The organism is Azospirillum sp. Sh1 (genome assembly GCF_008365135.1).
Classification (GTDB): Bacteria; Pseudomonadota; Alphaproteobacteria; order Azospirillales; family Azospirillaceae; genus Azospirillum; species Azospirillum oryzae.
This window is the reverse complement of sequence record NZ_VTTK01000014.1, coordinates 70,754-85,098: the sequence shown is the minus strand read 5'-3', so window position 1 is coordinate 85,098 and position 14,345 is coordinate 70,754. Positions and strand designations below refer to the sequence as shown.

At 66.2% G+C, this 14,345-nt stretch carries 13 protein-coding genes; 5 read left to right on the top strand and 8 right to left on the bottom strand.

Annotated features, from left to right (window positions below; translation table 11 throughout):
* Nucleotide 1: 1 nt before the first annotated feature.
* The 6 genes from FZ029_RS16200 to aspS form a co-directional block, all read right to left on the bottom strand.
* Nucleotides 2–742 carry an isoprenyl transferase gene (locus FZ029_RS16200; protein ID WP_149197148.1) on the bottom strand — a complete coding sequence of 247 codons (741 nt, stop codon included), beginning with the start codon at nt 740–742 and terminating at the stop codon, nt 2–4.
* A 6-nt stretch (nt 743–748) separates the two neighbouring features.
* Nucleotides 749–1,270: a ribosome recycling factor gene (gene frr / locus FZ029_RS16195; RefSeq protein WP_042442829.1), complete on the bottom strand. Its 522-nt coding sequence runs from the start codon at nt 1,268–1,270 to the stop codon at nt 749–751.
* 40 nt (nt 1,271–1,310) lie between these two features.
* Entirely contained in the window at nt 1,311–2,066 is a 756-nt protein-coding gene (gene pyrH, locus FZ029_RS16190; protein WP_149197149.1) for a UMP kinase, read from the bottom strand.
* Between the two features lie 66 nt (nt 2,067–2,132).
* Complete coding sequence (gene tsf, locus FZ029_RS16185) at nt 2,133–3,065, bottom strand: translation elongation factor Ts (protein WP_149197150.1); 933 nt, start codon at nt 3,063–3,065, stop codon at nt 2,133–2,135.
* A gap of 133 nt (nt 3,066–3,198) precedes the next feature.
* Nucleotides 3,199–3,981: a 30S ribosomal protein S2 gene (gene rpsB / locus FZ029_RS16180; RefSeq protein WP_109155550.1), complete on the bottom strand. Its 783-nt coding sequence runs from the start codon at nt 3,979–3,981 to the stop codon at nt 3,199–3,201.
* Between the two features lie 241 nt (nt 3,982–4,222).
* Nucleotides 4,223–6,049: an aspartate--tRNA ligase gene (aspS, locus tag FZ029_RS16175; protein ID WP_149197151.1), complete on the bottom strand. Its 1,827-nt coding sequence runs from the start codon at nt 6,047–6,049 to the stop codon at nt 4,223–4,225.
* 343 nt (nt 6,050–6,392) lie between these two features.
* Here aspS and rnd point away from each other — a divergent pair, with 343 nt between their 5' ends.
* Both rnd and FZ029_RS16165 read left to right on the top strand, forming a co-directional pair.
* Complete coding sequence (rnd, locus tag FZ029_RS16170; RefSeq protein WP_149270095.1) at nt 6,393–7,583, top strand: ribonuclease D; 1,191 nt, start codon at nt 6,393–6,395, stop codon at nt 7,581–7,583.
* A 283-nt stretch (nt 7,584–7,866) separates the two neighbouring features.
* A complete protein-coding gene (locus FZ029_RS16165; protein WP_149197153.1) occupies nt 7,867–9,153 on the top strand; it encodes an EAL domain-containing protein in 1,287 nt (428 codons plus the stop codon).
* A 10-nt stretch (nt 9,154–9,163) separates the two neighbouring features.
* On the opposite strand, the gene FZ029_RS16160 is transcribed toward FZ029_RS16165, so the two are convergent.
* The gene (locus FZ029_RS16160; protein ID WP_149270094.1) at nt 9,164–9,925 is read right to left on the bottom strand and encodes an SDR family NAD(P)-dependent oxidoreductase; all 762 of its coding nucleotides are present in this window, start codon (nt 9,923–9,925) and stop codon (nt 9,164–9,166) included.
* A gap of 142 nt (nt 9,926–10,067) precedes the next feature.
* Between FZ029_RS16160 and FZ029_RS16155 the strand changes: the two genes are divergently transcribed.
* Together FZ029_RS16155 and gmk are read left to right on the top strand one after the other, a co-directional pair.
* Nucleotides 10,068–10,934 carry a YicC/YloC family endoribonuclease gene (locus FZ029_RS16155; RefSeq protein WP_149270093.1) on the top strand — a complete coding sequence of 289 codons (867 nt, stop codon included), beginning with the start codon at nt 10,068–10,070 and terminating at the stop codon, nt 10,932–10,934.
* Between the two features lie 22 nt (nt 10,935–10,956).
* The gene (gene gmk, locus FZ029_RS16150) at nt 10,957–11,604 is read left to right on the top strand and encodes a guanylate kinase (RefSeq protein ID WP_149270092.1); all 648 of its coding nucleotides are present in this window, start codon (nt 10,957–10,959) and stop codon (nt 11,602–11,604) included.
* Here the strand turns inward: gmk and FZ029_RS16145 are convergent, their stop codons facing one another.
* The gene (locus FZ029_RS16145) at nt 11,605–12,336 is read right to left on the bottom strand and encodes a DUF6065 family protein (protein WP_149270091.1); all 732 of its coding nucleotides are present in this window, start codon (nt 12,334–12,336) and stop codon (nt 11,605–11,607) included. It lies immediately after the preceding gene.
* Nucleotides 12,337–12,570: 234 nt separating this feature from the next.
* Between FZ029_RS16145 and FZ029_RS16140 the strand changes: the two genes are divergently transcribed.
* Nucleotides 12,571–14,259, top strand: coding sequence for a cache domain-containing protein (locus FZ029_RS16140; protein WP_188051955.1), 1,689 nt, complete (start codon nt 12,571–12,573; stop codon nt 14,257–14,259).
* Nucleotides 14,260–14,345 lie beyond the last annotated feature (86 nt).

Below are 14,345 nucleotides of genomic sequence, written 5' to 3'. Positions count from 1 at the left end.
GTCAGCGGGACCCGGCGGTGGTGGCGCCGAAGCGGCGTTCCCGTCGATGGAACTCTTCAATCGCCGCCTCCAGATCGCGCTTGGTGAAATCGGGCCAGAGCGTATCGACGAAGACCAGCTCGGCATAGGCCGCCTGCCACAGCAGAAAATTGCTGATTCGCTTCTCGCCACTGGTGCGGATGATCAGGTCGGGATCGGGTATGTCGGCCGTGTAGAGCCGCGCCGACAGCGCGTCCTCATCGATGGCCTCGGGCGCCAGACGCCCGGCGGCCACCTCTTCCGCCAGCCGGCGAGCCGCGTGGACGATCTCCAGGCGCGAGCCGTAGCTGAGTGCCACCACGAGCGTCATAACCCGGTTGTCGCGGGTCAGTCCCTCGGCATTGTCGATCAGCCGGTTGATGTCCTCCGACAGCCGCGTACGGTCACCGATCACCCGCAGGCGGACGCCCGCCCGGTGCAGTTCGGCGACTTCGCTGCGCAGGTAGAAGCGCAGCAGACCCATCAGGTCGCTGACCTCCTCCTCCGGCCGGCGCCAGTTCTCCGAGGAGAAGCTGAAGATCGTCAGAGTGCCGATGCCAAGTTCGCGCGCCGCTTCCACGGTGCGGCGGACGGCGTCCACGCCCTTCTTGTGCCCGGCGGTGCGCGGCAGGCCGCGCGCCTTGGCCCAGCGCCCGTTGCCATCCATGATGATGGCGACATGCCCTGGGGCCGTGTTGGACCGGTTGTCGTCCGCGTCGCGCATTCCGGATCAGACCTGCATGATTTCCTTTTCTTTTTGCGCAAGCGAGTCGTCGACCAGCTTGATGTGCTGGTCGGTCAGCACCTGCACCTTGTCCGCCTGGACCTTGTGCTCGTCCTGGGTGATCTCGCTGGCCTTCTCGGCCTTCTTCAGGCCGTCCATGCCGTCGCGACGGATGTTGCGGATGGCGACACGGCACTGTTCGGCATATTTGTGGGCGACCTTCGCCAGTTCGGCGCGGCGCTCCTGGGTCAGATCGGGCAGCGGCACACGGATGACCTGCCCCTCGGCCTGTGGGTTCAAGCCCAGGCCGCTGTCGCGGATGGCCTTTTCGACCGCCTTGGTCATGCCGCGGTCCCACACCTGCACCGAGATCAGGCGCGGCTCCGGAACGGAGACGGTCGCCACCTCGCGCAGGTGCATGCGGCTGCCATAGGCCTCCACCATCACCGGTTCGAGCAGATTGGACGAGGCGCGGCCAGTGCGCAGACCGCCCAGTTCCTTGCGAAACGAGTCAAGCGCGCCTTCCATGCGGCGCTTCAGATCCGATAGGTCGGGCGCAGCCACGGGCCTACTCCCTTTCTTCCGTTATGATGGTGTGCTTGCCACGGCCCTGCATCACTTCGGCGAAGGCGCCGGGCGTGTGGATCGAGAAGACCAGAATGGGAATGTGGTTCTCGCGCGACAGCGCGATCGCCGAAGCGTCCATCACCTGCAGGTCCTTGGTCAGGACATCCATGTAGGTGAGGCGTTCATAGTGCTGGGCCGACGGATCCTTCTTCGGATCGGCGGTGTAGACGCCATCGACCTGCGTGCCCTTCAGAAGACCGTCACAGCCCATTTCGGAGGCGCGCAGCGCCGCGGCGGTGTCGGTGGTGAAGAAGGGGTTGCCGGTGCCGGCGGCGAAGATCACCACCCGGCCCTTTTCCATGTGGCGGACGGCGCGGCGCCGGATATAGGGCTCGCAGACCGTCGACATGGGAATGGCCGACTGCACCCGCGTGCTGACGCCCATCCGTTCGAGCGCGCTCTGCATCGAGAGCGCGTTCATCACGGTGGCGAGCATGCCGATATAGTCGGCCGACGCACGCTCCATGCCGTTCGCCGCACCCTTCACACCCCGGAAGATGTTCCCCCCGCCGATGACCAGACTGACCTGGACGCCGAGTGCGATGACCGCCTTCACCTCGTTGGCGATGCGGTTCACCATCTCCGGGTCCAGACCATAGTCGCGCTGACCCATCAGCGCTTCGCCCGACACCTTGAGGAGGACGCGCTTATAGCGGACGCCCTCGGCCGGCGCGGTGGTCCCGGTGGTTTCGACCATGGGGGGAACGCTCCCTTGCAGTTTCGAAATGCGGCGTGCGGACCTAAGCGTTCGACCTTACCGGTCTCAGCCCTGACCGCCGGCAGCGGCAGCGACTTCGGCGGCGAAGTCCGACTGGGCCTTCTCGATGCCCTCGCCCAGCGCGAAGCGGGTGAAGGCCGTGACCTTGACCGGAGCGCCGATGTCCTTGGCGGCGTTCTCCACCACCTTGCGGACCTTGGTCTCGCCGTCGATCACATAGGTCTGCTCCAGCAGGCAGACTTCCTCGTAGTACTTGCGGACGCGGCCTTCGACCATCTTCTCGATGATGGCTTCCGGCTTGCCCGAAGCGCGGGCCTGCTCGGCCAGCACGTTGCGCTCACGCTCCAGCGACGAGCTGTCGACATCGGCGATGTCCAGCGCGTCCGGACGGGCGGCGGCGATGTGCATGGCGATCTGCTTGCCCAGATCGGCCAGCTTGGCCGTGTCGCCGGTCGACTCCAGGGCGACCAGGACGCCGATCTTGCCCAGGCCCGGCGCGATGGCCGAGTGGACGTAGCTGACGACGACACCGGCCGAGACCGACAGGGTGACGGCGCGGCGCAGGTTCATGTTCTCGCCGACGGTGGCGATCAGGCTGGTCAGCTCGTCCTGCGCGGTGTGCGAGGTGCCCGGATAGGTCGCGGCCTTCAGTGCCTCGACGTCGCCGGCAGAGGTCAGCGCCAGCTCGGCGGCCTTGGCGGCGAAAGCCTGGAACTTGTCGTTGCGGGCGACGAAGTCGGTCTCGGCGTTCACCTCGACGACGGCACCCTTGGTGCCGGCGGTGGCGACGGCGACCAGACCCTCGGCGGCGACGCGGCCCGACTTCTTCGCAGCGGCGGCGAGGCCCTTCTTGCGCAGCCAGTCGACGGCGCCCTCGAGGTCGCCCTGCGTCTCGTTCAGCGCCTTCTTGCAGTCCATCATGCCCGCGCCGGTCTTCTCGCGCAGTTCCTTGACGAGCGAGGCGGTAATCTCGGCCATGTTGCGCCCTCTTCCTTCCAAGCGATCCGGCAGGCGGATCGGATTGAGTCACAAAGTCAAAACGGGTGGCAACCCATAAAAAAGGCAGCCGGGCCATAGGTCATAAGGCCCGGCTGCCCTTGAACCGTCAGGGTCAGGCCTGGGCGGTCTCGGCGGCGGTCTCTTCCTCCGGCAGCTGCTCGGCCGGGGCGTCCTCGGCGGCGCCGACGTCGATGCCGGCGGCGCTCATCTCAGCCTGCAGGCCGTCAAGCACGGCGCCGACCGTCAGGTCGCAGTACAGCTCGATGGCGCGCAGGGCGTCGTCGTTGCCGGGGATCGGGAAGGCCACGCCGTCCGGATCGGAGTTGCTGTCGAGGACCGCGATGACCGGGATGCCCAGCTTGTTGGCTTCCTTGACCGCGATCGACTCCTTGTTGGTGTCGATGATGAAGATGACGTCCGGCAGGCCGCCCATCTCCTTGATGCCGCCCAGCGCACGCTCCAGCTTGTCGCGCTCGCGGGTCAGTTCCAGCACTTCGCGCTTGGTCAGGCCCGAGGTGTCGCCGCCCAGACGCTCTTCCATCTCGCGCAGGCGCTTGATCGACTGGGAGATCGTCTTCCAGTTGGTCAGCATGCCGCCGAGCCAGCGGTGGTTGACGTAGTACTGGCCGCACTTGGCGGCGGCCTCGGCGATGCGCTCCTGGGCCTGGCGCTTGGTGCCGACGAACAGGACGCGGCCACCGCCGGCGACGACGTCACGCACGGCCTGCAGGGCGCGGTGCAGCATCGGGACGGTCTGCTCGAGGTCGATGATGTGCACGCCATTGCGGACGCCGAAGATGTACTGGTTCATCTTCGGGTTCCAGCGGCGGGTGTGGTGGCCGAAGTGGACACCGGCTTCCAGCAGCTGGCGCATGGTGAAGGTGGGCATGGTCATGTGGAAAAAATCCCTTTTTCCGGTTGCTCCGCCGCGGGCATTGTCGACAGCGCATGGAAACCATGGATGAAGACACCGGATCGGGCCATCGGAGTAAAACCGAGGGTCCGCCAGCCCGCGTGAGGTTTTGACGACGGCGCTTACATAGCCCCGCACGCGCATGTTGACAAGGGAAAAGGCCACCCGGACCAGCGTCCGGATGGCCTTTTCACCAAACCGCCAAGGACCGGTGAAAGTTCCTTTACGCCTGCGGCGCGGACGGGGCGGCGACCTTCGGCTTCGGCAGGTCTAGCTTCAGGTGCAACTCCTTCAGACGGGCGGTATCCACCGGCGCCGGGGCCTGCATCAGGAGATCTTCGGCGCGCTGGTTCAGCGGGAAGGCGATGACCTCGCGGATGTTCGGTTCGTCGGCCAGCAGCATGACGATGCGGTCGATGCCCGGGGCCGAACCGCCGTGCGGCGGGGCGCCCAGCTTGAACGCGCTCAGCATGCCGCCGAATCGGGCTTCCAGCTCCTCCGGCGGATAGCCGGCGATCTCGAAGGCCTTGTACATCACTTCCGGCAGATGGTTTCGGATGGCGCCGGACGACAGCTCCACACCATTGCAGACGATGTCGTACTGGTAGGCCTTGATGTCGAGCGGGTTCATCGTCTCCAGCGCCTTCAGGCCGCCCTGGGGCATAGAGAACGGGTTGTGGCTGAAGATGACCTTGTTGGTCTCTTCATCCAGCTCGTACATCGGGAAGTCGACGATCCAGCAGAAGCGGAAGGCGTTCTTCTCGATCAGGTCCAGTTCCTCGCCGATGCGGGTGCGGGCGAGGCCGGCCAGCTTGGCCGCCGGGCCGGGCTGGTCGCAGACGAAGAAGATCGCGTCGCCGTCCTCGAGACCGGCCAGTTCGCGCAAGGCGGCCTGGGCGGCGTCCGGCACGAACTTGGCGATCGGACCTTTGCCGCCGCCGGCCTCCATGACGATGTAGCCGAGGCCGGGAGCGCCGAGACCGCGGGCCCAGTCGTTCAGCTTGTCGAAGAAGCTGCGCGGACGGTCGGAGACCTTCGGAGCGCGGATGGCGCGGACGACGCCGCCCTTTTCCAGCGTCTGCTTGAAGGCGCGGAATTCGACGTCGTCGCGCTTGAACACCTCGGTCACGTCGGTGATGACGAGCGGGTTGCGCAGGTCCGGCTTGTCGTTGCCGTACTTCAGCATCGATTCGGCGAAGGAGATGCGGCGGAACGGCAGGCCGTCGATGGCCGGCTTCGAGTCGCGGCGGAAGCCGCCGAACTCGTCGAAGATGCCGTGCAGCACCGGCTCGATGGCGGCGAAGACGTCTTCCTGGGTGACGAAGGACATCTCGAAATCGAGCTGGTAGAACTCGCCCGGGCTGCGGTCGGCGCGGGCATCCTCGTCGCGGAAGCAGGGGGCGATCTGGAAGTAGCGGTCGAAGCCGGCGACCATCAGCAGCTGCTTGAACTGCTGCGGCGCCTGCGGCAGGGCGTAGAACTTGCCGGGATGGTTGCGGCTGGGCACCAGATAGTCGCGCGCGCCCTCGGGCGACGAGGCGGTGAGGATCGGCGTCTGGAACTCGGTGAAGCCCTGGTCGATCATGCGGCGGCGCGCCGAGGCGATCACGCGCGAACGCAGCATGATGTTCTCGTGGATGCGCTCGCGGCGCAGGTCGAGGAAGCGGTAGCGCAGGCGCACGTCCTCGCCGGCGTCGGTATCCTGGTTGACCTGTAGCGGAATCTGCTCCGCCTCGCCTTCAACGGTCAGCTCGGCGATCTGCAGTTCGATGCGGCCGGTGGGCAGCTTGTCGTTGATGGTCTCGGCCGTGCGCTTCACCACCTTGCCGGTGACGGTGATGACCGATTCCAGCTTCAGCCGGTTGGCGACCTCGAAGGCCGGGTTGGAGGTATCGACCACGCACTGCGTCAGGCCGTAATGGTCGCGCAGGTCGATGAACAGCAGCTGTCCATGGTCGCGCTTCCGGTTCATCCAGCCCGACAGGCGGACGGTTTCACCGGCATTCTCTTCACGAAGCTGGCCGCAGGTGTGCGTGCGGTAGGGGTGCATGGGTCGAAACACCTTGAAAAGGGCGGATTCCGGCGGAAAAAGCGGTTCGACACACCACACCGGACGCGCGCGAAAGTCAAGCCGCGATAGGGTGCAGCGCAGTGCGGCGGGTGCCCGGATGAAACGCTTGGAACAGCATGAAACATCCTGGGCCACCCTGTTCAACCGTTCAATCCGCCGTCAGGCCGGCTGCCGGACCACAGTTTAACACTGCCGTCGCCGTGGGATAAGCGGAGCGGGAAAATCCGGCCGGCCGCCCGCCCGGCCTGTCCTTTTGCGACGCGCATCGCCTCCGCGCGTCGGCGGACTTTCAAGCACCCGTTTGGTCGTGTATGAAGCAACCATGACGCTCATCACGACAACCGACGCCCTTCAGGCCTTCTGTCAGTCGCTGGCAGGGGCCGAGTACATCACGGTCGACACCGAGTTCCTGCGGGAAAAGACCTATTGGCCGCAACTGTGCCTCGTGCAGGTCGGCGGGCCCGACGGCGCGGTCGCAATCGACCCGCTCGCCGAGGGCATCGACCTGGCGCCGCTGTTCGCGCTGATGAGCGACCCGTCGGTGCTGAAGGTGTTCCACGCCGCCCGTCAGGACGTGGAGATCTTCTGGCACCTGTCCGGCCAGATCCCGCATCCGCTGTTCGACACCCAGGTCGCGGCGATGGTCTGCGGCTTTGGCGAGAGCGTCGGCTACGAGACGCTGGTGACCAAGCTGGCCGGCGCCCGCATCGACAAGTCCAGCCGCTTCACCGACTGGTCGCACCGGCCGCTGACCGAGCGGCAGCTGACCTACGCCCTGTCCGACGTCATCCATCTGCGCCCGGCCTATGAGAAGCTGAAGCGCCGCCTCGCCCGCTCCGGCCGCTCGCACTGGCTGGAAGAGGAGATGGCGATCCTGACCGACCCGGCGACCTATCAGGTCGATCCGGAAAGCTCCTACATGCGGCTGAAGGTGCGGACCAACAAGCCGCGCTTCATGGCCATCCTGAAGGAGCTGGCGGCATGGCGCGAGCGCGAGGCCCAGCGCCGCGACCAGCCGCGGTCCCGCGTGCTGCGCGACGAGGCGCTGCTGGAGATCGCGGCCCATGCGCCGACCACCGTCGACGATCTTGCCCGCACGCGCGGACTGGGCCGCGGCTTCGCCGAGGGGCGCCAGGGTGCCGACGTGCTGGCCGCGGTACAGGCCGGACTTGACCTGCCGGACAGCGCCCTGCCCCGCGTCGAACCGCGCGAGGAACCGCCGCCCGGATTGCAACCGATCGTCGAATTGCTGCGCGTGCTTCTGAAGATGAAGTGCGACGAGAACAATGTCGCGGCGAAGTTGGTGGCGTCCTCGGCCGATCTGGAAGCTTTGGCGGCCGATGATCGGGCAGAGATTCCGGCGATGCAGGGCTGGCGGCGCGAACTGTTCGGCAATGATGCGCTTGCCCTGAAGCACGGAAAGATCGGCCTTGCGGTCATAGACCGTCGCGTCCGCATCGTTCCTGCTGGCGAACCGCGCCAGTCGACCGATTCGGCCGAATCCGAAACTTGACCTTTTCGGATGGCGTCGCTTCGATGATTGCGGCGCCTTTTGCGGCGGTCCGGGTGCCTCCTGCGCCCGGACTTTAGCCTTAAGGGCTTTTTAAAGAAAGTTACCGTTAAGATCGGTTCGGCTTCGTAGGATCGGATGGATCGGGCATGCCCGGCCGGTTCGCGGGCCGCCGGAGTCGGCCGGGCGAAAATGCCCGGACGGAAAGCAAAAGGCTGCCGAACAACGAGCGGCCGGAGACTGGGTGGTTGGCAGGCGCGACGCTTGTTGTGGGAGTGAGCAAGGTATGAGCAGGTTTGGCGGCAGACCACCGGTTGGACGGGACCGTGTCCGGCTTTCCACAACGGAAAAGCAGGCCGCCGTCGCCGCCGCCAAGGACCAGAAGCCGGATTTCGACAACGACAAGCTCCTGAACCTGCTGCGGTCGGCGAAGAACGAACTGCAGGGCATGCGGCTGATCCACATGCATCTGTCGCTGCTGAAGGACCGCGATCCGACCAGCCAGATGATGGTCCGCTCGATCATCCAGGAATTGGCGACCAAGGCCTCCTATCTGCAGTCCTTCAACATCTCCAACGGCGACGTCATCATCCTCTACAAGGGGCTGAAGCTGACGGGCGTGACCGACGTCTGCCAGACGGTGGAACAGGTCTTCCTGTCGAAGACGACGCTGACCGGCCCGAATCCCTACAAGGAATATTCGCTCTATTCGATCATGGAACTGGCGTTGAACTTCATCAACGTCATCCGTTTCATCGAAGAACTGCAGGCGAGCGAGACCGGGCAACACGTCACCGAGACCAAGCCGCCGATCACGCTGGAAGAACTGGGCAAGCTCGAACGCTCGATGCAGATGTTCGACCTGTCGCCCTTCCTGTTCAACCAGGGCATCGCCAACATCGGCGGCGGCGATGCGGAGATGGAGTATTATGAACTCTACATCTCCATCAAGCTGCTCCAGGAGCGGCTGTGCCCCGATTACGACATCACCGCCAACAAGTGGCTGTTCAATTACTTCACCGCCAATCTCGACCAGTCGGTTCTGCGTGCGTTGAACCATGGCCTGAGCTTCATGCGCGGGCGGCGGATCGGCATCAACATCAACCTGTCGACCGTCATCTCCACCGGCTTCGTGAAGTTCGATGAACGGCTGCCGATCGATTTCCGCGGGCAGGTGGTGCTGGAGGTGTCGAAGGGCGACCTGATCGAGAATCTGTCGCTGTTCAACGAGGTGGTGGAGTTCGCGCAGGACCGCCGGTACCAGATCGCGGTGGACGGGCTGAACCCGTTCTGGGTGACGAACTTCGATCTGGAATATCTGAACGCCGACTATGCCAAGATCTTCTGGTCCAACGACATGCTGGAGATGGACCCGCAGTTCGAGAAGTATTTCCGCGACCGCATCGCCGAACAGGACCGCTGCAAGTTCATCCTGGCGCGCTGCGACAGCGTGACCAGCCTGGTCTATGCCCACAAGATGGGGATCAATCTGGTCCAGGGCCGCGCGGTCGACAACATTATGCGCAAGGGCGTCAGCGTCCGCGAGGCCATCGCGCACGCCAAGGTCGATTGAAGCCAGCGGGTTACGGCTTCCGCGGCGCCTGCCGCAACAGACCGTCGGTCCAGGCCGGGGGAAGCAGGGCCAGCAGCCAGACCGCGGCCATCATCGGCCAGGGAAAGGCGATTCGCGCCCTGTTGCGTTCCAGTCCACGGCGGATGACGCGGGCGGCGGCATCGGTTTCCATCAGGAACGGCATGGGAAAGCGGTTGACCGCCGTCATCCGGCTTTTGACGAAGCCCGGGCAGATCACCGACACGCCGATCCCCTCCCCGGCCAGATCGCCGCGCAACGCCTCGCCATAGACCCGGACCATCGCCTTGCTGGCGCAATAGGCCGGCGCGCCGGGAAGGCCGCGGAATCCCGCCAGTGACGCCATGATGGCGATCTGCCCGCGCCGCCGCGCCCGCATGGCCGGAAGCAGCGGATGGATGCTGTTCAACACGCCGTCGATGTTGACTGACAGGATGCGCCGGGCCTGCTCCTCCGTCTCACCGCCATCGCCGGTGCCGGCCGACATGCCGGCGTTGGCGATCAGCAGCTCGACCGGCGTTGCGGCATCGACCCGCGCCAGCCAGCCGGCCATGGCGGCGCGGTCGGCCACGTCGATCACCGCCGTCTCGACCTGGGCACCGGCAGCACGGCAGCGCCCAGCCACCGCCTCCAGCCGCGTAAGATCCCGGCCTGTCAGGGCGAGCGCCGTGCCGGGGGCGGCATAGAGAAGCGCCAGGGCCTCGCCGATGCCGCTGGATGCGCCGGTAATCACGATGGAACGCGGCTGCTTCATGGAGTCCCTGCCCGGTTCGTGGGATGCCGCATGGCGCGGACGCTTGTTGTAGGTCGGTGTGGCGTTTATAAGCACCACACCGACCTACACCGCTTTTCAAAAGAGGCCGCCTTTGCCAGCCCATCGCCCCGTCATAGCCAGCATGACCGGTTTCGCGCGCGTCGACGGGCACGGCGACGGTTATTCCTGGACCTTCGAGGCCAAGAGCGTCAATGGCCGCAGCCTGGATCTGCGCTGCCGCCTGCCGTCGGGCTTCGACAGCGTCGAGGCGGTGGCGCGTGCCGAGCTGCCCAAGCGGCTGGCCCGCGGCAACGTCAACCTGACGCTGACCGTCAACCGCGCCCAGGCGGTCTCCCAACTGCGCATCAACCGTGAGCTTCTCACCCAGGTGCTGGAGATCGCGCGGGAGATCGAGGGGGCCGGCGCCGCCCCGCCGCGGCTGGATTCGCTGTTGGCGGTCCGCGGCATCATCGAGCCGGTGGAAGAGGACGAGACCGAGGCGCGCGAGCGTGTCGAATCGGTGCTGAAGGGCGAACTGGCCAAGCTGATCGACCAGCTGGTGGTCAACCGCCTCGCCGAGGGCGCCCGCATCGCCGAGGTTCTGAACGGCCATCTCGACGAGATCGCCCGGCTGGTCGAGGCGGCGTCGGCCTGCGCCTCCACCCAGCCGGAAGCGCTGCGCGAGAAGCTGCGCGCCCAGGTCGCCGCCATCCTCGGCTCCTTCCCCGCCCTGTCGGAAGACCGGCTGGCACAGGAGGCGGCGATCCTGATCGGCAAGGCCGATGTGCGCGAGGAGCTTGACCGGCTGCGCGCCCATATCCAGGCCGCGCGTGACCTGATGGCGGAGGGCGGGGCCATCGGCCGCCGGTTCGACTTCCTGTGCCAGGAGTTCAACCGCGAGGCCAACACGCTCTGCTCCAAGTCGGCGGACGTCGAACTGACCCGCATCGGCCTGTCGCTGAAAGCCTCGATCGAGCAGCTTCGCGAGCAGGTCCAGAACATCGAGTAATCATCAACACCGAGTGAGCGCCATGGCTGCGACCAACACCTCCCTGATCCACCGGCGCGGCCTGATGCTGGTGCTGTCCTCCCCGTCGGGTGCCGGCAAGACCACCATCGCCCGCGGCCTGCTGGAGCGCGATGCCGGCATCACCATGTCGGTGTCGGTGACGACCCGGCCGATGCGCCCCGGCGAGGCCGAAGGGCTGGACTATTACTTCATCGACCAGCAGCGCTTCGATCATATGGCGGAAACCGGCGACCTGCTGGAGCATGCCCGTGTCTTCGGCAACTGCTATGGCACGCCGCGGGTGGCGGTGGAGGATGCGCTGGGCGCCGGCCGCGACGTGCTGTTCGCCATCGACTGGCAGGGCGCGCAGCAACTGGCGCAGAACGCCCGCGACGATCTGGTCAGCGTCTTCGTCCTGCCGCCGTCGGTCGGTGAGTTGGAACGCCGCCTGCGCGGGCGTGGCCAGGATTCGGAGGAGGTCATCGCCAACCGCATGGCGAAGGCGTCCAACGAGATTAGCCACTGGCCGGAATACGACTATGTCATCGTCAACAGCGACGTGAATGAAAGCATCGCCGCGGTGGAAGCGATCCTGCACGCCGAACGGCTGCGCCGCCGCCGTCAGGTTGGCCTGCCGGAATTCGTGCGCAGCATTCAGGACACACTGTAACTACTTGTCCGGAAACGGCTTCGCCCGGACCTTGATCTCGTGGCCGGGCGGGCCGTCGCTGCCGTCCGGCTGTTTGCCGCGGTAATAGCCCTTCTGCCAGCGTTCCTGCGCGGCGGCGCTGCCCGGCGTCTGCAGGTCGGTATTGAACTGGCTGCGCGAGGCCGCCCAGGCGCGGTACTGCGCCGCCGTTTCCGGATCGCTGTCGAGGTCGCGGACCTCCGGCGTCAGGCTTTCCACCAAGCCCCGCTGGATCGGCATCAGATGGGCGAAGGGTTCGCCCTTCTCCCAGGTGACCGGCACGCCGGGCGCGGTGAATTTCCAGTTCATGGTGAATGGGTACGGTGACCAGTCGGTCTCGATGATCCCCGACAGGCCCATGATCCCATGCTTCGGGTGGTTCAGCGGTCCGGTCACCATCAGGTTGACGCCCGGCGGCGTGCGGAACAGCGCCGCGACGTGGAAGGTCAGCACGCCGCTGCCGAAATGGCTGGCGGGCTGCAGGGGGTGCTGCTCCTCCGCGGTGACGGTGATGGCCTCCACACCGATTCCGCCATCCCACACCGCCGTCACCCGCACGGGGCAGCAGACCTCCCAGCCATGCATGCTGGCGATGTTCAGCGGCAGGCAGCGATAGCCGTATTGCTCCGGCAGGGCGTCGATCCAGTCGCGGGTCGGACGGGCCGGGCGGATGTCGGGCAGCACGCCCGAGAGCGGATAAGCGATCAGCGTCATGGCGCCGCATCCTGCCAGACTTCGCCATCGGGTGTAACCCGGAGGCTGGCGATGGTCACAACCGACCGCCTGTCCATACGGATTATTCCTAGGCCAGCGTTAGAGATTGCGCAGTCGCGAAGTACTCAAGTATGTGTCACACTTCGCATTAGAGTTAGATCAATTAGCGAACCGCACTATGCCGTACCCGCAGGAGACGGCCGCGGTGGCGCGCGTATCGTGTGGGGCTGGGCAATGTTCACCAAACTCAACAGCATCAAGGCGAAGCTCCTGATCCTTCAGGGGCTGTTCCTCGTCACCATCCTGGTGGCCGGCATCTGGTCCGCGACCTCGAAGCGCGAGACGATGGTCGAGGGATACCGCAAATCCATCGAGGCGGTGGTGCAGACCTCGCTGTCGATCATGAAATCCTATGACGCGCGCGCCGCCAAGGGCGAGTTCAGCCGGGAAGAGGCGCAGACCCGCGCGAAGTCTGCGCTGCGTGCCCTGCGCTTCTTCGGCAACGAATACATGTTCGGCTACGAGTTCGACGGCACCAACGTGTTCCACGGCGTCCGCCCCGACCTGGAAGGCACCCGCAAGCTGGCCGATTTCAAGGACAGCAACGGCGTGCTGGTGATCCGTGGGCTGATCGACTCGGCGCGCGGCGGCGACGGCACCCTGGTCTACAACTTTCCCAAGGCCGGCGGCACCGAACCGTTTCCAAAGCTGTCCTATGCCGCGATCTATGAACCGTGGGGCTGGATGATCGGCACCGGCGTCTACATCGACGACGTCGACGCCGCTTTCCGCAGCACTCTGATCAACACGCTGGCGGTGACGCTGGCGGCGGCGCTGCTGCTGGGGCTGTTCGGCTTCCGGCTGGTGTCGCGCATCGGCAAGGGTCTGGACGGCATCGCCGCAGCCACCGGCCGCATCGCCAAGGGCGATCTCGGCGCCCAGGTCGCCGGCACCGACCGCACCGACGAGGTTGGGGCGCTGGCCCGCTCGGTCGAGACCCTGCGTCTCAGCGCCATCGAGGCGGAGGATTTGCGCCGCCGTCACGCAGCGCTGGAACGGGAAGCCGATGAGGCTCGCCGCTCCACCATGAAGCGGCTGGCCGACGAGTTCGAAAGCACGGTCGGCGCCCTGGTCCGCTCGGTTGCCGAGTCGGCCGGGCAGCTGACCCACACGTCGGGCGCCATGAGCAGCGGGGCGGAACAGACCACCCGACTGATGGACGGCGCCGCCCGCGCCGCGGGGACGACCTCCGGCAATGTCCAGGCGGTGGCCGGCGCCACCGAGGAGCTGGCCGCCTCCATCCGCGAGATCGCCCAGCAGATCGCCGAATCGACCACCGGCTCGGCCCGCGCGGTGGAGGATGTGCGCCGGACCTATGCCCTGATCGAGCAGTTGGACAGCGTTGCCCGGCGCACCGTGGAGGTGGTCGACCTGATCCGCTCCATCGCCGAGCAGACCAACCTGTTGGCCTTGAACGCCACCATCGAGGCCGCCCGTGCCGGCGAAGCGGGCAAGGGCTTCGCCGTGGTCGCCAGCGAGGTGAAGAACCTCGCCAACCAGACCGCCAAGGCCACCGACGACGTTCAGGCGCAGATCGCCGCCATGACCGACGCCACCTCGTCGGTGGTCGAGGCGATGCGCGGCGTCGGCGGCGCCATCGAGACGGTGAACAGCGTCGCGTCCAGCATCTCCGCCGCCATCGAGGAACAGGGTGCGGCAACCCGCGACATCAGCCGCAACGTCAACGAGGCGGCTCAGGGCGTCAGTTCGGTGTCCGACAGTCTGAACATGGTGTGCAGCCACGCCACGGCCACCGGCCAGGCATCCGTCGAGGTCGCCGCTGCGGCCCGCGCGGTGGGCGAGCGCGCCGACCGCATGCTGGGCGAGGTGTCGGCCTTCGTCGCCCGCATCCGTCAGGGCTGAGGGTCTTGCCGCGGGGAGCGGGTGCGGCGCCGGATGCAATCGGCAACAATCCGCGCTATGGATGGGTTCTGCCAATCGCCGGACAG

What these genes read in the sequence shown, in the direction of transcription:
- frr (WP_042442829.1), bottom strand. Translation starts at nt 1,270, where the DNA reads ATGGAAGGCGCGCTTGACTCGTTTCGCAAGGAACTGGGCGGTCTGCGC.
- rnd (WP_149270095.1), top strand. Translation starts at nt 6,393, where the DNA reads ATGACGCTCATCACGACAACCGACGCCCTTCAGGCCTTCTGTCAGTCG.
- aspS (WP_149197151.1), bottom strand. Translation starts at nt 6,049, where the DNA reads ATGCACCCCTACCGCACGCACACCTGCGGCCAGCTTCGTGAAGAGAAT.
- rpsB (WP_109155550.1), bottom strand. Translation starts at nt 3,981, where the DNA reads ATGACCATGCCCACCTTCACCATGCGCCAGCTGCTGGAAGCCGGTGTC.
- FZ029_RS16140 (WP_188051955.1), top strand. Translation starts at nt 12,571, where the DNA reads ATGTTCACCAAACTCAACAGCATCAAGGCGAAGCTCCTGATCCTTCAG.
- FZ029_RS16145 (WP_149270091.1), bottom strand. Translation starts at nt 12,336, where the DNA reads ATGACGCTGATCGCTTATCCGCTCTCGGGCGTGCTGCCCGACATCCGC.
- pyrH (WP_149197149.1), bottom strand. Translation starts at nt 2,066, where the DNA reads ATGGTCGAAACCACCGGGACCACCGCGCCGGCCGAGGGCGTCCGCTAT.
- gmk (WP_149270092.1), top strand. Translation starts at nt 10,957, where the DNA reads ATGGCTGCGACCAACACCTCCCTGATCCACCGGCGCGGCCTGATGCTG.
- FZ029_RS16160 (WP_149270094.1), bottom strand. Translation starts at nt 9,925, where the DNA reads ATGAAGCAGCCGCGTTCCATCGTGATTACCGGCGCATCCAGCGGCATC.
- FZ029_RS16165 (WP_149197153.1), top strand. Translation starts at nt 7,867, where the DNA reads ATGAGCAGGTTTGGCGGCAGACCACCGGTTGGACGGGACCGTGTCCGG.
- FZ029_RS16155 (WP_149270093.1), top strand. Translation starts at nt 10,068, where the DNA reads ATGACCGGTTTCGCGCGCGTCGACGGGCACGGCGACGGTTATTCCTGG.
- tsf (WP_149197150.1), bottom strand. Translation starts at nt 3,065, where the DNA reads ATGGCCGAGATTACCGCCTCGCTCGTCAAGGAACTGCGCGAGAAGACC.
- FZ029_RS16200 (WP_149197148.1), bottom strand. Translation starts at nt 742, where the DNA reads ATGCGCGACGCGGACGACAACCGGTCCAACACGGCCCCAGGGCATGTC.